Source organism: Streptomyces sp. CB02923, assembly GCF_001905005.1.
GTDB lineage: Bacteria > Actinomycetota > Actinomycetes > Streptomycetales > Streptomycetaceae > Streptomyces.
The window spans coordinates 505,929-525,967 of the sequence record NZ_LWKZ01000001.1 but is presented as its reverse complement, the minus strand read 5'-3'; the positions used below and the strand labels follow the sequence as shown (position 1 = coordinate 525,967).

The 20,039-nt window shown below is 72.2% G+C and carries 16 protein-coding genes and 1 pseudogene; 6 read left to right on the top strand and 11 right to left on the bottom strand.

Translation table 11 applies throughout. From position 1 onward, the window contains the following. The first annotated feature begins 16 nt into the window (after positions 1-16). Positions 17-1,267: a styrene monooxygenase/indole monooxygenase family protein gene (locus A6A06_RS02110; RefSeq protein ID WP_073758186.1), complete on the top strand. Its 1,251-nt coding sequence runs from the start codon at positions 17-19 to the stop codon at positions 1,265-1,267. On the opposite strand, the gene A6A06_RS02105 is transcribed toward A6A06_RS02110, so the two are convergent. The 6 genes and pseudogenes from A6A06_RS02105 to A6A06_RS02080 all read right to left on the bottom strand — a co-directional run bounded on the left by A6A06_RS02105 (position 1,264) and on the right by A6A06_RS02080 (position 8,128). Beyond that, positions 1,264-2,763: an alpha/beta hydrolase gene (locus A6A06_RS02105; RefSeq protein WP_079193811.1), complete on the bottom strand. Its 1,500-nt coding sequence runs from the start codon at positions 2,761-2,763 to the stop codon at positions 1,264-1,266. The genes A6A06_RS02110 and A6A06_RS02105 overlap by 4 nt on opposite strands. A gap of 162 nt (positions 2,764-2,925) precedes the next feature. Beyond that, entirely contained in the window at positions 2,926-4,275 is a 1,350-nt protein-coding gene (locus A6A06_RS02100; protein WP_079193737.1) for a C40 family peptidase, read from the bottom strand. Positions 4,276-4,466: 191 nt separating this feature from the next. After that, a pseudogene (locus A6A06_RS02095) lies at positions 4,467-5,483 on the bottom strand (chitinase); the annotation flags it as partial. 380 nt (positions 5,484-5,863) lie between these two features. Further along, positions 5,864-6,127, bottom strand: coding sequence for a hypothetical protein (locus A6A06_RS02090; protein ID WP_073758180.1), 264 nt, complete (start codon positions 6,125-6,127; stop codon positions 5,864-5,866). A 135-nt stretch (positions 6,128-6,262) separates the two neighbouring features. After that, the gene (locus A6A06_RS02085) at positions 6,263-7,003 is read right to left on the bottom strand and encodes a TetR/AcrR family transcriptional regulator (RefSeq protein ID WP_073758178.1); all 741 of its coding nucleotides are present in this window, start codon (positions 7,001-7,003) and stop codon (positions 6,263-6,265) included. Between the two features lie 177 nt (positions 7,004-7,180). Beyond that, positions 7,181-8,128, bottom strand: coding sequence for an AurF N-oxygenase family protein (locus tag A6A06_RS02080; RefSeq protein WP_073758176.1), 948 nt, complete (start codon positions 8,126-8,128; stop codon positions 7,181-7,183). A 170-nt stretch (positions 8,129-8,298) separates the two neighbouring features. Between A6A06_RS02080 and A6A06_RS02075 the strand changes: the two genes are divergently transcribed. Next, the gene (locus A6A06_RS02075; protein ID WP_073758174.1) at positions 8,299-9,474 is read left to right on the top strand and encodes a ferritin-like domain-containing protein; all 1,176 of its coding nucleotides are present in this window, start codon (positions 8,299-8,301) and stop codon (positions 9,472-9,474) included. A 58-nt stretch (positions 9,475-9,532) separates the two neighbouring features. Here A6A06_RS02075 and A6A06_RS02070 read toward each other — a convergent pair whose 3' ends face one another. The 4 genes from A6A06_RS02070 to A6A06_RS02055 all read right to left on the bottom strand — a co-directional run bounded on the left by A6A06_RS02070 (position 9,533) and on the right by A6A06_RS02055 (position 13,942). Then, entirely contained in the window at positions 9,533-10,369 is an 837-nt protein-coding gene (locus tag A6A06_RS02070; protein ID WP_073758172.1) for an ABC transporter ATP-binding protein, read from the bottom strand. 75 nt (positions 10,370-10,444) lie between these two features. Beyond that, positions 10,445-10,924: an HD domain-containing protein gene (locus A6A06_RS02065; protein ID WP_242440527.1), complete on the bottom strand. Its 480-nt coding sequence runs from the start codon at positions 10,922-10,924 to the stop codon at positions 10,445-10,447. 37 nt (positions 10,925-10,961) lie between these two features. Beyond that, positions 10,962-12,416: a penicillin-binding transpeptidase domain-containing protein gene (locus tag A6A06_RS02060; protein WP_073758170.1), complete on the bottom strand. Its 1,455-nt coding sequence runs from the start codon at positions 12,414-12,416 to the stop codon at positions 10,962-10,964. Further along, on the bottom strand, positions 12,413-13,942 hold the full coding sequence (locus A6A06_RS02055; RefSeq protein WP_242440526.1) for an FtsW/RodA/SpoVE family cell cycle protein: 1,530 nt from the start codon (positions 13,940-13,942) through the stop codon (positions 12,413-12,415). The genes A6A06_RS02060 and A6A06_RS02055 overlap by 4 nt, the downstream gene beginning before the upstream one ends. Positions 13,943-14,761: 819 nt before the next feature. On the opposite strand from A6A06_RS02055, the gene A6A06_RS02050 reads away from it, so the two are divergent. The 4 genes from A6A06_RS02050 to A6A06_RS02035 all read left to right on the top strand — a co-directional run bounded on the left by A6A06_RS02050 (position 14,762) and on the right by A6A06_RS02035 (position 18,738). After that, positions 14,762-16,000 (top strand): cytochrome P450, encoded by a 1,239-nt coding sequence (locus A6A06_RS02050; protein WP_199930701.1) that lies wholly within the window; start codon positions 14,762-14,764, stop codon positions 15,998-16,000. A 335-nt stretch (positions 16,001-16,335) separates the two neighbouring features. Beyond that, a complete protein-coding gene (locus A6A06_RS02045) occupies positions 16,336-17,031 on the top strand; it encodes a hypothetical protein (protein WP_073758166.1) in 696 nt (231 codons plus the stop codon). Positions 17,032-17,131: 100 nt separating this feature from the next. Beyond that, positions 17,132-17,779 (top strand): class F sortase, encoded by a 648-nt coding sequence (locus A6A06_RS02040; protein WP_242440525.1) that lies wholly within the window; start codon positions 17,132-17,134, stop codon positions 17,777-17,779. Positions 17,780-17,811: 32 nt separating this feature from the next. After that, positions 17,812-18,738 (top strand): hypothetical protein, encoded by a 927-nt coding sequence (locus A6A06_RS02035; protein WP_199930639.1) that lies wholly within the window; start codon positions 17,812-17,814, stop codon positions 18,736-18,738. A gap of 34 nt (positions 18,739-18,772) precedes the next feature. Here A6A06_RS02035 and A6A06_RS02030 read toward each other — a convergent pair whose 3' ends face one another. Further along, complete coding sequence (locus A6A06_RS02030; protein WP_073758162.1) at positions 18,773-20,005, bottom strand: cytochrome P450; 1,233 nt, start codon at positions 20,003-20,005, stop codon at positions 18,773-18,775. Positions 20,006-20,039 lie beyond the last annotated feature (34 nt).

Genomic DNA, 20,039 nt, shown 5'->3' with positions numbered 1-20,039 from the left:
GGAAGAGAGCACCACCATGCGGAAGATACTCATCGTCGGAGCCGGCCAGTCCGGTCTCCAGCTCGCCCTCGGCCTCCAGTCCCAGGGCTATGAGGTCACCCTCATGTCCAACCGCACCGCCGACGAGATCCGCTCCGGCCGGGTGATGTCCACGCAGTGCATGTTCCACACCGCGCTCCAGCACGAGCGGGACCTGGCCCTGAACTTCTGGGAGAGCCAGGCCCCGCGCATCGAGGGCCTCGGCGTCTCCGTGGCCGCCCCCGGCAGCCACGCGGAGCCCGGCGGGACGCAGCGCGCCATCGACTGGGTCGGCGCGCTGGACGGCTACGCCCAGTCCGTCGACCAGCGCCTGAAGATGGCCGGCTGGATGGAGACCTTCGCGCAGCGCGGCGGGCAGCTCGTCATCCACGGCGCCGCCGTCTCCGACCTCGACTTCTTCGCGAGCCGCTACGACCTGACGCTGGTCTCCGCCGGCAAGGGCGAACTGGTGTCGATGTTCGGCCGGGACACCTCCCGCTCCCCGTACGACGCCCCGCAGCGCGCCCTGTCCGTCGCGTACGTGCACGGCCTGGGCCCGCGCCCCGAGCACCCCGACTTCGACGCGGTGCGCTGCAACCTCGTACCGGGCGTCGGCGAGCTGTTCATCATGCCGACGCTGACCAACTCCGGCCGTGCCGACATCCTCTTCTGGGAGGGGATACCCGGCGGCCCGCTGGACGTCTTCGCGGGCATGCGGGACCCCGGCGAGCACCTCGCGACGACCCTGGAGCTGATGGAGCGCTTCACCCCCTGGGAGTACGCGCGCGCCACGAAGGTCGAGCTGACCGACGCCAACGGCACCCTGGCCGGCCGGTACGCGCCGACCGTGCGCAACCCCGTCGGCCGGCTCCCCTCCGGCGGGCTGGTGCTCGGCGTCGCGGACGTCGTCGTCGCCAACGACCCGGTCACCGGCCAGGGCTCCAACTCGGCGGCCAAATGCGCCGCCTCCTACCTGGCTTCCATCGTCGAGCACGGCGAGCGGCCCTTCGACGCGGAGTGGATGCAGTCCGCCTTCGACCGCTACTGGCTGACCGCCCAGCACGTCACGAGGTGGACCAACGCGATGCTGGCGCCGCCGCCCGAGCACGTACTGAACCTGATCGGGGCGGCGGGACAGCTCCAGCCGGCCGCCGACCGGTTCGCGAACGGGTTCGACGACCCGGCGGACTTCGACAACTTCTTCTTCGAGCCGGAGAAGACGCAGGCGTATCTCGCTTCGCTCGGTTAGCCGGTGGCCGCCGGTGCCGGGCACGTGGTGTCCCGCGCGGGCGCCCCGCCCGTCATCAGGTAACGGTTCACGAGGGTGTCCACGCATCGGTTGCCGTTCCCGTACTGGCCGTGGTCGCCGCCGCCGACGGTGACCAGGCGGGAGCCGCGCAGGGCGCGGTGGGACCGCTGGACGCCTTCGTAGTGAGCGGCCGGGTCGTGCCGGGAGGCGAGCATGAGCGTCGGCGGCAGGCCCTTGCCGGTGACGCGGACGTGCGGAGCGCGGGAGGCGGGCCAGGCGGCGCAGGTCGCCGCGAAGGCCAGGGCCCGCGCCCCGACCAGCGGGTACTTCGCGGTGTAGGTGGCGGTACGGCGCACCCAGCCGTCCATGTCGTGGCTCCACGGTGTGTCGTTGCACGTCACCGCGGTGTACTCGGCGAGGAACTCCGGGCTGAGGTAGTCGCCGAAGACCGTCTTGGCCATGCCGCGCCCGGCCGGTGCGGCGGTGTCCCAGTGGTCGAGGGCGGCGAGCGCGGTGGCCAGCGGGGCGAAGCCCTGGGCCGCGTTGTAGAGGGCCTGGCCGGTGCCGAAGTCCAGGCGGTTGGGGGTCACCGGCCGCCCGTCGTCCAGGACGGCCGGGTGGTCGCGCAGGGCCCGGCGCCGCGCTTCCCACATCGCCTTCACCGCGGCGGCCGTACGCCCGTAGTGGTACGTGGCGTCGCGCGCGGCCAGCCAGGGCAGGAAGTCCCGCTCGAACCGGCGCTGGAAGCTGCGCGGCTGGTCCACCAGGAAGGACTCCCAGGTGCCGTCGAAGGCGACGCTGCTGTCGAGGACGAGCCGTTCGACGCGGTGCGGGAACTCCGTCGCGTAGTAAGCACCGATCATGGCCGCGTACGAGGGCCCGTAATACGCGATCGTGCGGGCGCCGAGCAGCGCGCGGAACAGATCCATGTCGCGGACGGTCTGGCCGGTGGTGACGTACGGCGCCAGACCGCCGCCGCGCTCCTGGCAGGCACGGGCCAGCTGACGAGAGCGCCGCACGGTGCCGCGTACCGCCGCGGGCGAGCGGTCCCGGGAGTCGTCGCCGAAGAACGCGTCGAACTCCGACCTGGTCTGGCAGGTGACGGGCGTGCTGAGCGGCAGCCCGCGCTGGTTGAAACTCACGATGTCGTACGCGGCGGCCACCGCGGGCGACTTCCCGGCGAAGCCCGCCGGTCTGTGCAGGCCCTGCCCGCCCGGCCCGCCCGCCGCCATCATCAGGACGCCCCGCCTGGCGGCCGGACCGGTCGCCCGGTGCCGGGACACGGAAACGCCGATGTCCGGGCCGCTCGCGGGGTGGTGCCAGTCGCGCGGCACGGTCATCGTCGCGCAGTCCAGCGACGGTGCGCCGTCACAGGTGTGCCAGTCGAGCCGCTGCTCCGTATAGCGCGCGGGAACGTGCCCGTCGCCCGCAGCCGCGGCGGACCCGGTGGCCGTCGGCAGCAGAGCGGCCGTCGCCACGGTCACCAGTCCTGCCACGGGGGCCCTTCGCCACCGGCGCTTTCCGAACATCCGCATACGTTCCTCCCCTGGACACGCGTACGGCCGTGCTGCCGTACAGGGAAGATGCTGCGGTGCGGGGCGGACGGTATCGATCACCCAGGTTTCACTTGTGCGGGTGGCACCAGTACCACCCCCGGTTCAGGCCGGGCCCGCCGCCGAGCCGTAACCCGTGTCGGCGCCCGCCGTCGCGTCGGCCGGCAGCGGCGGCGGGACGTAGGCGCGCAGCGCCGCGGCGTCCCGGTCCGGGCGGACGGCTCCCAGGAGGGGGTTCGCCGCGATGGGGGAGACCTTGACCCGGGCGCCGGGGCGCGGCGCCTGCACCACCCTGCCGTCACCGAGGTACATCGCGACGTGCGTGGCGCCGGGGAAGTAGATCACCAGGTCACCGGGGCGCAGCGCCCGCAGCGGTACGTGCGGCAGCCGCCGCCACTGCTCCTGACTGGTGCGCGGAATGGCCCGTCCGGCGTGCGACCACGCCTGCGAGGTGAGGCCGGAGCAGTCGAAGGAGCCGGGGCCCTGCGCGCCCCACACGTACGGCTTGCCGACCTGCCGGAGGCCGTACCGGACGGCCCGGTCCCCGTTCGCCGACGGCGCCCGGGACCCGCTCAGCTCGCCGGAGGACAGCAGGCCGCGCTGCGCGTCGTCCATGCCCTGCTGTTCCATCCGGCCCAGTTCGCCGAGCTGGTCCTCGGAGAGGCCGGAGAGCAGTTCCTCGACCTCCTTGAGGCGGCCCTCGACCGCGTCCCGCTGCTGCCGGCGCCGCTCGGTGAGCACCTGCTGTCCGTCCAGCGCGGCCCGCGCCGCCTTCGCCAGCTCGTTCGCGCGCTTCTCGTTGCCGGTGAGGCGGGCGACGGTGGCGGCCTGGCTGCCGGCCGCCTCCTGGAGGAGGTGGCCCTCCTCCAGGACCTCCTGCGGGTCGGCGGAGAGCAGCATGCGCAGATACGCGGACAGTCCGGCGGCGCCGCTGCCCTGGTACTGCTGGCGGGCCAGCCGCCCCGCGTCGGCCTGCCCGTCGGCGAGCCGCGTACGGGCACGGGCCAGCCGGAGGCCGAGGTCCTGCGACTCCTTGCGCTGCGCCTTCAGGTCCTCCTCGGTGGCGTTGTACGCCTCGGTGGCCTGCTCGGTCCGCCGGTAGAGCTCCTGGAGCCGGGTCAGCAGACGGCGCACGGAGCCGTCGCCGGAGTCCGTCGCGGAACCGGAGCCCGTCCCGTCACCGGGGTCCGTCCCATCACCGGAGTCCGTCTCGGCACCGGATTCGGACGCGGCACCGGAGCCGGTGGCGTCGCCCGGATCCGTCGAGCCGTCGGGGCCCGTCGCGTCGTCGGCGGGCAGTTCCCGTGCCCCGGTCGCGGCCGGGTCCGGTTCCGGGACGGCGTGTACGGGGGTGGCGGGCAGCGTCAGGGTGACCGCGCCCGCCAGCGCCGTCGCGCAGACCGACCGTACGATCCGCCCCGGCCGGGACCGGCCCGGCGTGCTCCGCTGCGACACGAACCCACCTCCGAACGGACGGCTGCGGTCCGGCGGACCCGCGGTCCGCCGCCCGGTTCGTTCGGATCGTGCCACGGTGGTCGTATCTTCGCCGTGGGGGTGGGGCCACCGGAGCGGTACGGTCACCCGATCGGCGGCCGGTGGCGTGTCCCGGCGCCCGGCGGCGGCCCCGGCGTGCTGCTGAGGCGGTGTCAGCTCCCGTAGTAGGCGTCGAAGTTCTTTTGGAACTCCCAGTTGCCGAACCGGTCCCAGTTGACGGACCAGGTCATCAGGCCGCGCAGGTCGGGCCAGCGGCCGTGGGTGCGGTAGCTGCCGCAGTCGGAGCCCCGGGTGAGGCAGTTGAGTGCCTTGGTGACCTCGCGGGTCGGGGTGTGCCCGTTGCCCGCGTACGGGGAGGCGGGCAGGCCGATGGCGACCTGGGACGGCTTGAGGGCCGGGAAGACGTTGTTCTGCTTGCCGGCGACCGGGAAGCCGGTCAGCAGCATGTCGGTCATGGCGATGTGGAAGTCCGCGCCGCCCATGGTGTGGTACTGGTTGTCCAGGCCCATGATCGGGCCGGAGTTGTAGTCCTGTACGTGCAGCAGGGTCAGGTCGTCGCGCAGCGCGTGGATGACGGGCAGGTACGCGCCGGCACGCGGGTCCTGGCCGCCCCATTGGCCCGAACCGTAGAACTGGTAGCCGAGCTGGACGAAGAACGTCTCCGGCGCCATCGTCAGGGTGAACCCGGCGCCGTACCGGGCCTTGAGGGTCTTCACCGCGGAGATCAGGTTGACGATCGACGGTGTCTTCGGGTTCTTGAAGTCGGTGTCGCCGGTGGCCAGCGAGAGGGAGTGGCCCTCGAAATCGATGTCCAGGCCGTCCAGGCCGTACCGGTCGATGATCGCGCCGACCGACTGCACGAACCGGTCGCGGGCGGCGGTGGTGGTCAGCTGCACCTGTCCGTTCTGCCCGCCGATCGAGATGAGCACCTTCTTGCCCGCGGCCTGCTTCGCCTTGACCGCGGCCTTGAACTCCGCCTCGGTCTCGACGCCGGGACACTCGGCCTTGGGGCAGAGCGAGAAGCGGATGTCGCCGGAGGTGACGGAGGTCGGCTCGCCGAAGGCGAGGTCGATGATGTCCCAGCTGTCGGGGACGTCGGCCAGGCGGGTGTAGCCGGAGCCGTTGGCGAAGCTGGCGTGGAGATAGCCGACGAGGGCGTGCTCGGGGAGCGCCTGGGTGCGGGCGGCCGGTGCGGAGTGGGCGGCCGCGGTGGGCGGCGGACCGGCCTGGGCGGGGGAGACGAGCAGGGCCGTGGCGCCGAGGAGGCCGGCGGCCGCGGCGGCCAGGGCGGAGACCAGGGGTCTCTTGGACAGACTGCGACTGCGACTGCGACTGCGACTGCGGCTGTGGCGCATGGGGGGTGCTCCTTGTCGACGGCGGTACGGAGGGGACGTACGCGGGTGCCGAAGGTGTGGGAGGGGGCCGCCCCTGCGGGAGTGGGGCCTCGCCAGAGAGGCGCAGGCACGGCTCCCTCTGGGCAGGCAGCAAACAGGACTAGACCAGTACTGTCAATGGTCCGGACCAAGTCCGGTGGGGTGGGGGCGGCCCGTCAACGCCGCTTCGACCACGGCCACTTCGGCCCGCCCTGCGGCCTGCCCGCCGGGTCGTACTCGTACTTCCACCCCCGGGGCAGCCCCAGGCGCCCCACGCGGCCCGGTGCCCGCCGGTACAGGTGCACCGTCGGCGGGCTGCCGTCGTCGTTCGGCACCGGGATCTCGTACGTCTTCGGCGGCTGGCCGGTCGCTCCGACGAGGACCGGCAGGATGCGCCCGTCGAGCGGACCGCCGAGGAACGGGGTGTTCTCGCTTCTCACCCCACCAGTCTCACATCGATGGGCGGGACGGTGAAAGCGCAGGTCAGGCTGCTCGAAAGGGAGCCGAGTCCGGGAAGACGGGGAAGGGCGGGGGCGGGAGGGGTGAGGGCCGGGAGGACCGCGAGGGCGGTCCGCTCACAGGAGGTGGGCCGCGTCGGCCACGATCGGCAGGATGCGCCGGGCCAGTACACCGACCGGGCCCTCGGCGGTCTCCCTCTCCAGTGCCGCCCGCGCCGCCCGCGCGGCCTGCTCGTCGGTCGCCGCCGTCGCGGTCAGCAGGGCGACGAAGTGGTCGACCAGCCAGTCCCGCAGTTCGTCCAGCGGCGGCTGCTTGTCCTCGTCCAGCCAGATCAGGGAGGCGGCCTCGACGGCCGTGATCCACGTACGGACCGCCATCCGCAGCCGGGGGGACGGGGCGTCGGCGCCGAGGTGGTGCAGGATCTGCTCCGCGGCGGTGCGCCGCACCTCGTCGACGATCGCGGACGTCCGGGCCGTCTCGACGACGCTGCCGCCCTGGAGCAGAGCGCTGAACCCCGCGTCGTGCCCGTCGACGAACGCCAGGTAGCGGTCGAGCGCCCGGCCGAGGCGCTGCGTCAGCGGACCGTCCTCCGGCTCGTCGAAGCAGCCCTCCAGTATGTCGGCCGCGCTGCGCAGGGCGGCCTCGTACAGCTGCTGCTTGCCGCCGGGGAAGTAGCGGTAGACGAGCGGCCGGGACACCTGGGCGGCTGCCGCCACGTCGTCCAGTGAGACGTCTTCGGGGGCGCGCTGGGCGAACAGGCCCAGGGCCGCGGAGAGGAGTTGGGAGCGGCGCTGCTCGACGCTGAGCCTGCGATAGGCGGGTCGGGGTACTGCTGGGGCGGTGCCGCTGCCGTTCATCCCAGCAGCGTAACCGGCCTGCCGTGGATGCGCCGGGGCGGGTTCGGGGGCTCGGAGCGCGTTCGCGTGCACGGACCCGCGCAGCGCCGGTGCGTCCGGGTCCGGGGCGCACCGGCGCTGCGCCGGCTGCCCCGGACCCGGACCGCATGCGCGTTCCGGGTATCCGCGTTCCGGTGGTCAGGCCAGCAGGCCCGAGCTCTTCCAGAGCTTGCGGCCCACGCCGCGCAGGACGCCGATGTCGTCGAGGAAGTCCGTCAGGCGGCCCGCGCCGGACTGCATCACCTCGCGGCGGTGGCCGCTGGCCTTCACCTGGGCGACCGCCTCCCGCCGGTCCAGTCCGACGTTCGTGTACACCTGCGGGTTGACGAAGGCGATCGAGAAGACGCGGGCCGCCTCGCCGCAGCTGACCCGGGTCAGTTCCTGCTCCCAGCGCGGTGCCGTGACCATCTGGCGGCGCAGCTCCTCGCGGGCGTACCGGACGTGCCGGGCCTCCTCGACGACGTGGATGCGGGTGACGCCGCGCACGATCGTCTGGACCCGCTCGTCCGGGAAGGTCAGCCGCTGCATCCAGTCCAGGATCTCCTCGCCGAGCAGCGTGCAGGCGAACGAACCGGGCGTCGTGGAGACGGTCTTGAGGATGCGGGCCAGGTTGTGGTTGAGGCGCGAGACGGGGTACGAGGGCGCCCCGCCCTTCTGGATCATGCGCGCGAACATCTTCGAGTGCCGGCACTCGTCGGCTATCTCGGTGAGGGCGTAGCGGACGTGCGCGCTGGTGACGGACTTGTCGTAGATGTGCCGCACCAGCAGCTGCATCAGGATGATCTCGAACCAGATGCCCAGCGAGGCCAGGGAGGCGGCCTCGTGCCGGGACAGCTCCATCCGCTGCTCCTCGGACATCTTCTTCCACATCGGGGTGTCGTAGAGGGACACCAGCTCCGGCGGCCAGAACCACTTGCCCTCTTCCAGGGGTGCGTCCCAGTCGAGTTCGGTGTCCGGGTCGAAGGAGTGCTTGGCGGAGGAGTCGAGCAGTCGTTCCGCCACCTGCTCGCGGTCCTTGAGCAGCCCGAGGGCGTCCCGGAGGACTTCCGGCTCCGTCACGGTGGTTGCTGTCGTCACGGTCGTCATGGCTGTGGTTACCTCGCTCGTGGGTTACCCGCGGTCACGTCTTATGAGACTGCTTGTCAGCAAGCTCGTCAATCCCCTGTGCACGACTTATTGACCCGCCGGTAAGTCCCGTGTGAGCCTGCCAACGACCGCCTCCGGTACGGGGGTCAGGCGCGAGCGAGGAGGCACGGGTGTCGAGCCGCGAGCTGTACACACAGGACCCGGGCGCGTATCTGTGGACCGTACCGGCGGGCAGCGCGGCCCGCTTCAGCTGGGAGTACGACGACGGCCGGGAACGGCTGCTGGCCCTCTACCAGAAGGGCAAGGACAAGCAGTGGGACGCGAACCTGCGCATCGACTGGGCGCAGGAGGTGGACCCGTACGACCCGCTCGGCACCCCGGACGAATCGGTCTCCCTGTACGGCACCCCGTACTGGGACCGGATGTCGGACAAGGAGCGCGGTGAACTGCGGCAGCACTTCGCCGCGTGGCAGTTCAGCCAGTTCCTGCACGGCGAGCAGGGCGCGATGGTGTGCGCGGCGCGGATCGTGGAGACCGTCCCCGACCTCGACGCGAAGTTCTACTCCGCGACCCAGAGCATGGACGAGGCCCGGCACGCCGAGATCTACAGCCGCTTCCTCAAGGACAAGATCGGGATGCTCTACCCGGTCAACGACAACCTCCAGGCGCTCCTGGGCGACACCCTCCGGGACTCCCGCTGGGACATGCCCTACCTCGGGATGCAGGTCCTGATCGAGGGCCTGGCACTCGCCGCCTTCGGCATGATCCGCGACACCACCACCCAGCCGCTGCCCAAGCAGATCCTCGCCTACGTCATGCAGGACGAGGCCCGCCACGTCGCCTTCGGGCGGCTGGCGCTGCGCGACTACTACAAGCAGCTCTCCGACGCCGAACTGCGCGAACGCGAGGAGTTCGTCATCGAGGGCTGCTACCTGATGCGCGACCGGTTGCGCGGCCTGGAGGTCCTGGAGAACTTCGGCGTCCCCCGCCAGGAGGCCGCCGACATCACCGAGAACTCCGAATTCCTGCACCTCTTCCGCAAACTGCTCTTCAGCCGCATCGTCCCGTGCGTGAAGGACATCGGCCTGTGGGGCGAACGCCTCCAGCGCGCGTACGTGGACATGGGCGTCTTCGACCTCGGCGACTCCAGCCTGGACCAGCTGATGGCCCAGGACGAGGAGCTGGCCGAACAGCTCGACGCGGAGCGCTTCGCGAAGGAGGAGCGCGAACGGACCGGGGAAGTGGCGGAGGCGATTGCGAGGGGGGCGGAGGACGCGGCAGAGGCGGAGGCGATTGCGAGAGGGGCGGAGGACGCGGCAGGGGCGGCGGGCCGGGGGACGGACTGACAGCGCGGGCGGCCGGTCGCGTACCGCGCCGCGTTGTCAAGACCGGCCGGTTGGACGGTCAGCGGTGCCCGGAGCGCGCGAGCCAGCGGCCGTCGTGGCGGGTCACCTCGATGGGCCGCCCGAAGCAGGCCGTCATGCGCTCACCGGTGAGGACGTCCGCCACCGGGCCCAGCGCCTGTACGCGGCCCTCGCGCAGCAGCAGCGCGTGGCCGATGGCGGGGGACAGCTCTTCCAGGTGGTGGGTGACGGTGACCGTCGACAGGCCGGGGCGGCCCTCGGCCAGGCGGTACATGGTGTCGATCAGGTCCTCCCTGGACGGCAGGTCGAGCGCGTTGAACGGCTCGTCCAGGAGGAGCAGTGACGGGTCGGCCATCAGCGCGCGGGCGATGAGGAGACGGGCCCGCTGGCCGCCGGAGCACACGCCGTACGGGCGGTCCGCCAGATCCTTGCAGTCCAGCTCGCCCAGCAGTTCGTGCGCGCGCTCGCGGGTGGCGTCGTCGTACTTCTTCCACAGCGGCTGCACGGTGCCGGTCGCCCCGGTCAGCACCACCGTGTGGCCGGTGGCGTCCTGGGGGACCTTCTGCGCGCTGGAGACCAGGCCGATCGCGGCACGCAGCTCGCGCACGTCCACGCTGCCGAGGCGGTGGCCGAGCACCTCGACCGTGCCGGTCGTGGGAAACATCAGCGCGCCGATCAACCGCAGCACGGTGGTCTTGCCCGCGCCGTTGGCGCCGAGGAGAGCCCAGTGCTCACCGGTGCGTACGGTCCAGTCGATGCTGTCGAGGATGACCTGCCCGGTGGTGAAACGGCGGACACTCGCGTCGTGGAGGGCCGCGATCACACGGTTTCCAGGGGCCGAGGGGGCGGTGGGGTCCGAAGGCTCCGAGGTCGTCATGGCGGGCAGGTTAGCTGTACAGGGCAGCTTTGTGGGGTGGTGTCCGGGGTGTGGACCGGGGGCGCCGGCCGCGCCCTACGCCAGCCCCAGCAGGCTCCGGACCCGGCGGTACTTCACGGTCAGCCGCTCCCGCGTCGCCGCGTCCAGCACCGAGAGCCGCACCGGGTCGGCGTTGTGCGCCAGATCCGCTTCCTTGATCAGCAGGGCGCCCGGCGTGGCCAGGATGCGGGCCGTGTACGCCTCGACCGGTTCGCCCCGCCGCTTGGTCACCGCGCGGATCATCGCCTTGGTGCGCACGGTGAGCGCGGCACCCTCCAGCCACGCGGGCGGCAGCGCGTCGTCCTCGACGGCGTCGTGCAGCCAGGCGGCGGCGATCTGTTCGTCGCTGCCGCCGTGCGCCCGCACGCCCTCGGCGACCGCGGCGAGGTGCTCCGCATAGGGGCGGCCGGCCTTGTCCGTCTGCCCCTCGTGGGCCCGCCGGGCCAGTGCCTCGACCTCGGCGAGGGACAGAAGTGCCCGGTCGCCCGTCCGGTGTGCGTCGCCCGGCTGTCCCACGCGTCCCCCTGCGCATCGTGGCCCTGTGTCCCGTACGTCACCGTAGCGCGGCCCGCATCACCGCGCGGGCGATCGGTGCGGCGCTGCCGCCGCCGCTGATGTCCGCGCGGTCGGCCGCCGCGTCCTCGACGACCACCGCCACGGCCACCGCCGGGTCGGCCGCGCCGTCCTTCTTCGCCCAGGAGACGAACCAGGCGTACGGCGTGCCCTTGTTGTCCACCCCGTGCTGCGCGGTGCCGGTCTTGCCGCCGACGGTGGCGCCGTCGATCGCCGCGCCGGTGCCCGTCCCCCGGGTGACGACGCCGGTCATCATCTCCTGGAGGCGCTTCGCCGTGCCGCGGCTCATGGCCCGGTGCAGGGTCTTCTGCCGCGTGGTGGAGACCGTCTTGCCGTGCGCGTCGGTCACCTTGTCCACCAGATAGGGGGATCTGACCTCGCCGTCGTCGGCCACGGCGGCGGCGACCATCGCCATCTGGAGCGGGGTGGCCGTGGTGTCGTACTGGCCGATGGACGAGAGGGCGACCTGCGCGTCGTCCATGTCGGTGTCGAAGACGCTGCGGGCGGCGGTGGAGGGGATCTTCAGGTCGTCGTCGTTGAAGCCGAAGTTCCGCGCGGTCCCGGCCATGCCGTCCAGGCCGACGTCCACGCCCAGGTGAGCGAAGACGGTGTTGCAGGAGACCTCGAAGGCGTGCCGCAGGGACGCGTTCGCGCAGCCGCCCGCCTCGTTGGTGAGCTGCGTGGACGTCCCCGGAAGGGTGTACGGGCTCGGGGTGTCGGTGGCCGCGTCGATGTCCGTGACCTTGCGGTGGTCCAGCGCCGCCGCGGCCGTGACCACCTTGAAGGTGGAGCCCGGCGGGTAGGTCTGCTTCAGGGCCCGGTTGATCATCGGCTGGTCGGCGCTCCGGTTGAGCCGGGCCCAGGTGTCGGCCACGGACTGCTCGGTGCCGGCGAGCTCGTTCGGGTCGTACGACGGCGTGCTGACCAGCGCGAGGATCTTGCCGGTGCGCGGCTCCACGGCGGCCACCGCGCCCTTCTTGCCGCCCAGCCCCTCGAACGCGGCCTGCTGCGTCGCCGCGTCGACGGTGGTGACCACGTCACCGCCCGGCTGCTGCTCGCGGCTGATGTCGGTCCACAGCGGCACCGGGGCGAGCCGGGGGTCGGTCCCGGACAGCACGTCGTCCTCGGCGTTCTCCAGGAGCGAGGTGCCGTAGATCTGGGAGGCGTAGCCGGTGACGGGGGCGTACAGCGGCCCCTCGGCGTACGTCCGCTCGTACCGCAGCCGCCCGCCGCTGTCGCGCGAGCCGGTGACCGGATCGCCGTCGACGAGGATGCCGCCGCGCGGCTGGCCGTAACGGGCCAGCACGGTGCGCCGGTTGGCCTGGTTCCCGTCGTAGGCGTCGGCCTCGAAGACCTGGACGCGGGCGGCGTTCAGGAGCAGCGCGACGAGCAGGACCAGGCAGAAGGCGCTGGCGCGGCGGATGTAGCGGTTCACCGGTCTTCGCTCCTGTCGTCGTTCCGGTCGTTGTCCCGGTCGTCGTCCCGGCCCCTGCCCATGCCGTCGTTCCGGTCGTCGTCCCGGTCCCCGCTCCTGCCGTCGTCCCTGTCGTGGTCCCTGTCGTGGTCCCGGTCGGTGCCGGGGGCGGGCGCGGCGGTGGCCCCCGCCGCGACGATCCCGGGCTCCGCGGCGTCCGGGTGGGGTCTGCGGGCACTGTCGCTGATCCGGATGAGCAGCGCGACGATGATCCAGTTGGTGACGACGGACGAGCCGCCCTGCGCGAGGAACGGCATCGCCATGCCGGTCAGCGGGATCAGCCCCATCACGCCGCCCGCGATGACGAAGACCTGGACGGCCAGGAGGGAGGCGAGGCCCACGGCCAGCAGTCGGCCGAAGGGGTCGCGCAGCGCCAGGCCCGCCCGGTAGCCGCGGGCGACCAGGAGCGCGTACAGGAGGAAGAGCGCGGTGAGGCCGACCAGGCCCAGTTCCTCGCCGTAGGTGGCCAGGATGAAGTCCGACTTCATGGCGAAGCCGATCAGGGCGGAGTGGCCCTCGCCCAGGCCGGTGCCGAGCAGGCCGCCGGCGGCGAAGGCGAACAGCGACTGGGCGAGCTGGCTCGCGCCCCGGCCCGCCGTGATGCTCGCGAACGGGTGCAGCCAGTCCGCGACCCGGCTGTGCACGTGCGGTTCGAGGAAGCCGACGGCGGCGGCGCCCGCGGCGGCGAGCAGCAGGCCCATCGCGATCCAGCCGGTGCGGCCGGTGGCCACGTACAGCAGGACGACGAAGACCCCGAAGAAGAGGAGCGAGGTGCCCAGGTCGCGCTCCAGGACCAGGACGCCGACGCTGACCAGCCAGATGGCTGCGACCGGGCCGAGCACCCGGCCGGTGGGGAACTGGAGCTTCCACATCCGCTTGCCCGTGTGGGCGAGGGCCTTGTGGTTGGCCGCCAGGTACGCGGCGAAGAAGACGGTGATCAGGATCTTCGCGAACTCGCCGGGCTGGAAGGAAAATCCCGCCACCCGGATCCAGATCTTGGCCCCGTTCACGGCGGGGAAGAAGATCGGGACGACCATCAGGGCGAGGCCGGCGGCGACCGACACGTAGGCGTAGCGCTGGAGGGTGCGGTGGTCGTGCAGCAGCAGGACGACCGCGGCGAAGAAGGCGACGCCGAGGGCGGACCAGACCAGCTGGGTGGGTGCCGCCTGGTCCCGGGGCGTCTCCAGGTCGAGCCGGAAGATCAGCACCAGTCCGAGCCCGTTGAGGAGGATGGCGATGGGCAGCAGCAGGGGGTCGGCGTAGGGGGCGCGGAACCTGACGGCGAGGTGGCCGAGGAGGGCCAGGGCCGCCAGGCCCGCCCCGTAGGCCGCCGCGTCGCCCGGGACGGCGTTCTGCCGGGCGAGCCCGACGTCGATGTACCCGTAGACGCTGATGAGGACGGCGCCGACGAGGAGGGCCAGTTCGGTGCCCCGCCGACCGGGCATTCTCAGGCCCGGCGGGGGAGCGTCCGCCGTGGTTGCGGTCATGCCAGGCAACGTAGCAAGTGCGGGGGCATATGTCCTTTATGTCGTGAAGGGTGGGGTGTGTGTGGTGTGGGGGGTGCGGAGTGTGCGGCCGGTGGCCGGTGGTCGGTGGTCGGTCGGGGGTGGGGGTCCGGGAGGTGTGTGTGCAAGGGGCGTGCGGGGGTGGTCGCCGGGCGGGTGGGGTACGGGCCGCTCCGGCCCCGGGGGTCGGGTGGGCACGGTTCCGGGGCTGGGTGGGCACGGTTTCCGGGTCGGCGAGGTGCGTGCGGGGGTCCGGTGGTGCCCCGGCGGGCCCTGGACGGGTGGGTCGGACGGGGGTCCGGCGGGGGGCGGACGCCGGAAACGGTGTGTGGGTTGCCTCGTTCGCCCATGACGGAAACGGGGGGCCGCATACCCGGCGTACGGTTGGCTTTCGCCCATGACGGCCGGTACCTCCACAGCTCTGGCGGCGCGCCCCGCGGTGGCGGCCTACTGGCCCACGGGCCGGGCCAGTTCGCCGCGGGCGGCGCGGCGCTCCGGCCGCCTCCGGGAGGGCCCCTAGGGGAGGAACAGGGGTTGTTCCGTGATTGGGCGCAATGGCAGTTTGTAAACTCGCCCTCAGACCACGCGCACACATAAGCAAGGCTGAGCTCGTCACGCTGGATGCGGCCGACCGGTCCATGGCGCACGTCACATCCGCGAACGCCGAGCGGATGTCCCGGCGTTCGGCAGCCCTTACCGGGGTCCGCCGAGGGCGGGTGACCGTCCCCCTCGACGAAAGGCAGTATTAGCGTCATGACGACTCTCCGTTCCCGGATCATCGCCTGGGCCGGCCGCCTGTATATGGCAAGGACGAGGAAGAAGGGCTTCGACCTGTCTCGGATGTCTTTCTTGCCCGAGTCTGTGCTGATGCCTCTGCGGCGGGACGGGCTCGACCCGGTGGGCGAGCTGGCTACGGTGCGTGAGAAGGAGCCCATCAGCAAGCTGCCGGTGCCCATCGCCGCCAACGTCTGGCTGGTCACCGGTTACGACGAGGTCAAGGCCGTCCTGGGCAAGGGCAACGCCTTCAGCTCCGACTTCACCAACCTCATCGGGCAGGCCGGCGCCAGCACCGACCAGAACCCCGGCGGCCTCGGCTTCGCCGACCCGCCGGTGCACACCCGGCTGCGCCGCCTGCTGACACCCGAATTCACCATGCGCCGCCTCGGCAGGCTCACGCCCCGTATCCACGAGATCGTGGAGGAGCGGCTGGACGCCATGGAGAAGGCCGGCTGCTCCGGCGACCCGGTCGACATCGTGGAGCACTTCGCCCTGCCGATTCCGTCGCTGGTCATCTGCGAACTCCTCGGAGTGCCGTACGAGGACCGCGCGGACTTCGAGCGGCTGAGCGCCGCGCGCTTCGACCTTTTCAGCGGCGCCAACGCGTCCTTCGGCGCCATATCGGAATCGCTCTCCTATTTCCGCGAGGTGGTCAAGAAGCAGCGCCGGAACCCCGGCGACGGCCTGCTCGGCATGATCGTGAAGGAGCACGGCGACTCGGTCAGCGACGAGGAGCTGGCGGGCCTGGCCGACGGCGTACTGACCGGCGGCTTCGAGACGACCGCGAGCATGCTGGCGCTCGGCGCCCTGGTGCTCCTCCAGGACTCCTCGCACTTCGCGGCCCTCCAGGACGGCGACGAGGCGGCCGACCGCTACGTGGAGGAGCTGCTGCGCTACCTCACCGTCGTGCAGGTGGCCTTCCCCCGGTTCGCGCGGGAGGACCTGGAGATCGCCGGTGTGCCGATCACCAAGGGCGACGTGGTGCTGTGCTCGCTGAGCGGCGCCGACCGGGACGGCAAGCTGGGGCCCGACATGGAGCGCTTCGACCCGTCCCGCAACGTGCCCTCGCACCTCGCCTTCGGCTACGGCATCCACCGCTGCGTCGGCGCCGAGCTGGCCAAGATGGAGCTGCGCGCCGCCTACCCCGCGCTGGTGCGGCGGTTCCCCAACATGCGGCTCGCGGTGCAGCCCGAGGACCTGGCGTTCCGCAAGCTGTCGATCGTGTACGGGATCGAGTCGCTGCCGGTCCGTCTCGACGGCTGAGCCGGATTCCTCCCGCCCCCGCTCCCGGCGGCGGGGCGGAATGCGGCCGTTCTGCCGGAAGGGCCGAGGAATCGATTCCTTTTCGACGACCGGGCACCTGGCCGAAAGGCCGAGTGTCCGGTCGTTTCCTTTCCTCCTTATGGACGAGGCGTGCAGAATTCTTCCGGGACCAAAGTCCCGGAGTGTGCGGGAGTTGCGTTCCCGTACCTTCATCTTCGGCAGGCTGTTACCTGTCCGGAGAAATTTCGTGATGCGGGATGAATAGCTTCATCGGTGTCGCCGCCGCACCGGGCGGACAGCGATCCCCACTCCGGAAAACCGCAAAGGAACTCCTGATGGCCCTCACCCGCCGCCGCACCCTCGTCCGTAGCGCCGCCGTCGCGGCCGTCACCGGCTCCGCGCTGCTGCTGCCCGCCGCTGCCGCCTTCGCCGACAGCCCGCAGCCGACCGGCAGGTCGTCGGAGAATTCCGCAGAGAAGTCCACGGAGAAGTCCACTGAGAAGCCTTCGACGGAGAAGCCTTCGGAAGAGCTGATCGGTACGCAGCGCCTGTCCGGCGGGTTCACCGCCAAGATCTACAAAGTGGGCCCGCACCATTTCCGGGCCGACATGTTCGCCAAGGACCCGGCCACCGGCAAGCTCGTCGCGATGGACACGCTGGAGACCAAGGACGGCAAGCCCGCTCGCGGGCAGCACAATGGCGCGCACTTCGTTCTGCGGTCCGACGGCTCCATGACTTCGTGGGTCCAGGACGGTGACAAGAAGAACGACAAGAAGAGCGACAAGAAGAACGGTGAAAAGGAGAAGGGCGGAAAGGAGAACGGGAAGCGCGAGGAGGGGAAGAAGCACGCCCAGCAGGGCGGCCGGCAGACCCAGGTCACTCCCAAGGGCGGTGTGAAGGCCGGTGCGGAGGGTGTCAGCGAGGCGCCGGACACCCCGGCCGTGCTGCTCGCCGGCGGCGGGGCCGCGGCGGCCGCCGGGGGCCTCGGCTTCGCGCTGCTGCACCGCCGCAAGTCCGGCGAGGGCGCCTGAGCCGCGGCGCCGCCCCGGGGGCGGGCCGCTCCCCCTCACCGGAGCGGCGCCGCCCCGCCCCGCAGCCCCACCGCTGCCCCCGTACGCACCAGGAGCCACCGTGACCCCGCCCACCACGAACCGACACGGCCGCCGCATTGGACGCAACGGACGCACCGGACGCACCGCCGCACTGAGCGTCCTCGCGCTCGCCGTCAGCGGGGCCCTGACCGCCTGCGGCGGCGGCCCCGGCCCCGGCCCGGACGTACGGATGGACAGCGCCGCCGCCGGCCGGACCGGACCGGCCGCCGCGCCGATGAAGCGGTCCGAGCCCACCCGTCTGCAGATCCCGTCGGCCGGGGTCGACAGCCGCCCGGTCCTCCCGCTCGGGCTCACCGGCGACGGTGAACTGGACGTACCTCCCGTGGACCGGGCGGACCGGGCGGGCTGGTTCACCAAGGGCGTCACCCCGGGGGAGAAGGGGCCGGCCGTCCTCGTCGCGCACTACGACACGGCCCGGGGCCCGGCGCTGATGAAGAACGTCGCCAGGATGAAGACCGGCGACGTCATCAAGGTCGGCCGCGCGGACGGCACCACCGCCACCTTCAAGATCCGCGAGGTCCAGCAGGTCGGCAAGGAGCACTTCCCGACGGACCGGGTGTACGGCGACACCGACCGTCCCGAGCTGCGCCTGCTCACCTGCGGCGGCCCGATCGTGGACGGCCACCGCTCGGACAACATCGTCTTCTACGCGGACCTGGTGAAGTGACCCGCGCCGGTGAAGTGAACCGCCCCGGTGAAGTGACCCGCCCCGGTGAGGTGACCCGCCCCGGCGAAGCGCCCCGCCCCGGTGAGGTGCCCCGTGCCCCCTCCCCGTCCGGGCGGTCCGGGTGGGCGGGCCGGTCCCGGCCGTGGCGCCCGCGGTACCTGCTGCCCGCCGCCGCGCCGGCCGCCGGTCTGGCGCTGCTGCTCTGCGGCTGCGGCGCCCCGGGCGAAGCCCGTGCCGCGGGCCCGGCGGCCGCCGCCTCGGCCCCGGTCCGCGTGTGGCCGGACCGTCCGGCACCCGGGCGTTCCACGGGCGAACCCGCTCCGGTGCCGCCGGACCGGGTGCCCGGCATGCCCGAGGTGCCCGGCGGCGACATCCGCGCCTTCTCGGCGCTGGCCGTCGTCCAGGCCGAGGTCGCCGCGCACCCGGGTGCGGTCACGGGCGTGGACGGGATGTACGAGGACACCGCCCGCCGGATCGCGGCGTGCACGCGGATCGGCGCGCCGGGCTGCCCGCTGCGCGAGCCCCGCTTCCACGACCTGACCGGCAACGGCAAGGACGAAATGATCATCGGCTTCGAGGACGGCCCCGGCGACGGCGGCCCCGGCGACGGCGGCCATGGGAACGCCGCCTCCGGGAACGGCCGCCCCGGAAACGATGGCGACGGGAACGGCTCAGCGGCCGGGAACGGCTCCCCGGCCGGCTCCGGCGACGGCGCACGGGCGGACACGCCGGACGAAGCACTCCTGGGCCTCCGCGCATACACCCTCGACCACGGCGTCCTCGTCCGCATCCTGTCCACCCATGTGCGCCCGCTGTCCGTCGGGGTGGCGGGGCGTGAGGTCATCGTGCGCGAGCCCGCCGGGCTGCCCGGCTACGAGAACCGCTCGGTGTACGCGTGGGATGCGGGGCTCCGCGCGATGACACCGCACCGTGAGGAGATCCGCCGGGCCCGGCCGTGACGCACGCCGCCGTACGTCCGGGCCCGGCGCCGCCTCACTCCGCCCGCAGTGCGACCGGGAGGCTGGTGACGCCGCTCAGCAGGTTGGAGTAGTTGCGGCGGGTGTCCCCGCGCAGTTCCACCGAGGCGACGACCTCGCGCAGCCCGGTCAGCATCGCGGCGATCTCCGCCCGGCCCAGGTAGGCGCCGAGGCAGAAGTGCGGGCCGTAGCCGAAGGACAGGTGCTTGTTGGGGGTGCGGCCGAGCAGGAAACGCTCCGGGGCCTCGAAGACCTCCTCGTCCATGTTGGCCGAGTCGTTCCACAGCGTGACGATGTCCCCCGCCTTGATCACCTGGCCCTGCTCGCCGACCGGGACGTCCTCCAGCGCCGTACGGCCGAAGTGCAGCGCGGGCGTCGTCCACCGCAGGATCTCGTCGACGGCGGTGGCGATGTCCGCCTCGCCGCTCTTCAGCGCCTGCCACTGCGCGGGGTGTTCGACGAGGGCGAGCACCCCGCCGGTCATCGACATCCGGCTGGTCTCGTCACCACCGATGATCAGGCTGTAGCAGTTGACCACGATCTCGTCCATGGTCAGCGGCCGGCCCTCGATGGTGCCGGTGGCCAGCACGCTGACCGCGTCGTCGCCCGGGTTCCCGCGCCGTTCCTCGGCCAGGGTGCCGAAGTACGCGAGGATGTCGTTGCGCGCCTGCCACGCGGCGGCGGGCGACTGGGCGGCGCCGTCGTTGCCGAGGGCCGTCGCGGTCAGCTCCAGCACCTTCGCGCGGTCCGCCGCCGGTACGCCCATCAGGTCGCAGATCGCGGTGAGGGGGATGTCCGCCGCCACGTCGCGGGCGAAGTCGCACTCCTCGCGGGCGACCGCGTCGAGGAGCAGCGCGCGGGTGGACTGCCGGATGTTGTCCACCACGCCTTCCAGTGCGCGCGGCGAGAACGCCTTGAGCAGGATCTTGCGGATGTCGGAGTGCCGCGGCCCGTCCGTCACGGCGGCCATCATGCCCGCGGCGGAATCCCCGCCCATGAGCAGCGTGGTGAGAACATTTCCCTTCTCCGACGTGAACCGTTTGTTGTCGCGGTAGATTTCGGATACGTCCGCGTGCCGGGAAACGACCCAGAAACCGGGGGACCCGCCGACGGAGGGGTGCCAGTAGAACGGCTGTGTTTTCCGCAGATGGCGCCAGACCTCGCTCAGGTCGTACTCGGCGTGGGTGCGCGGGTCCGTCAGGTCGAGTGTCGCTATGTCACCCGGACTCAGCATGATGCGGCTGGGCATGGATTCAACTGCTCCTTAGGCTCCTTGGCAGGCG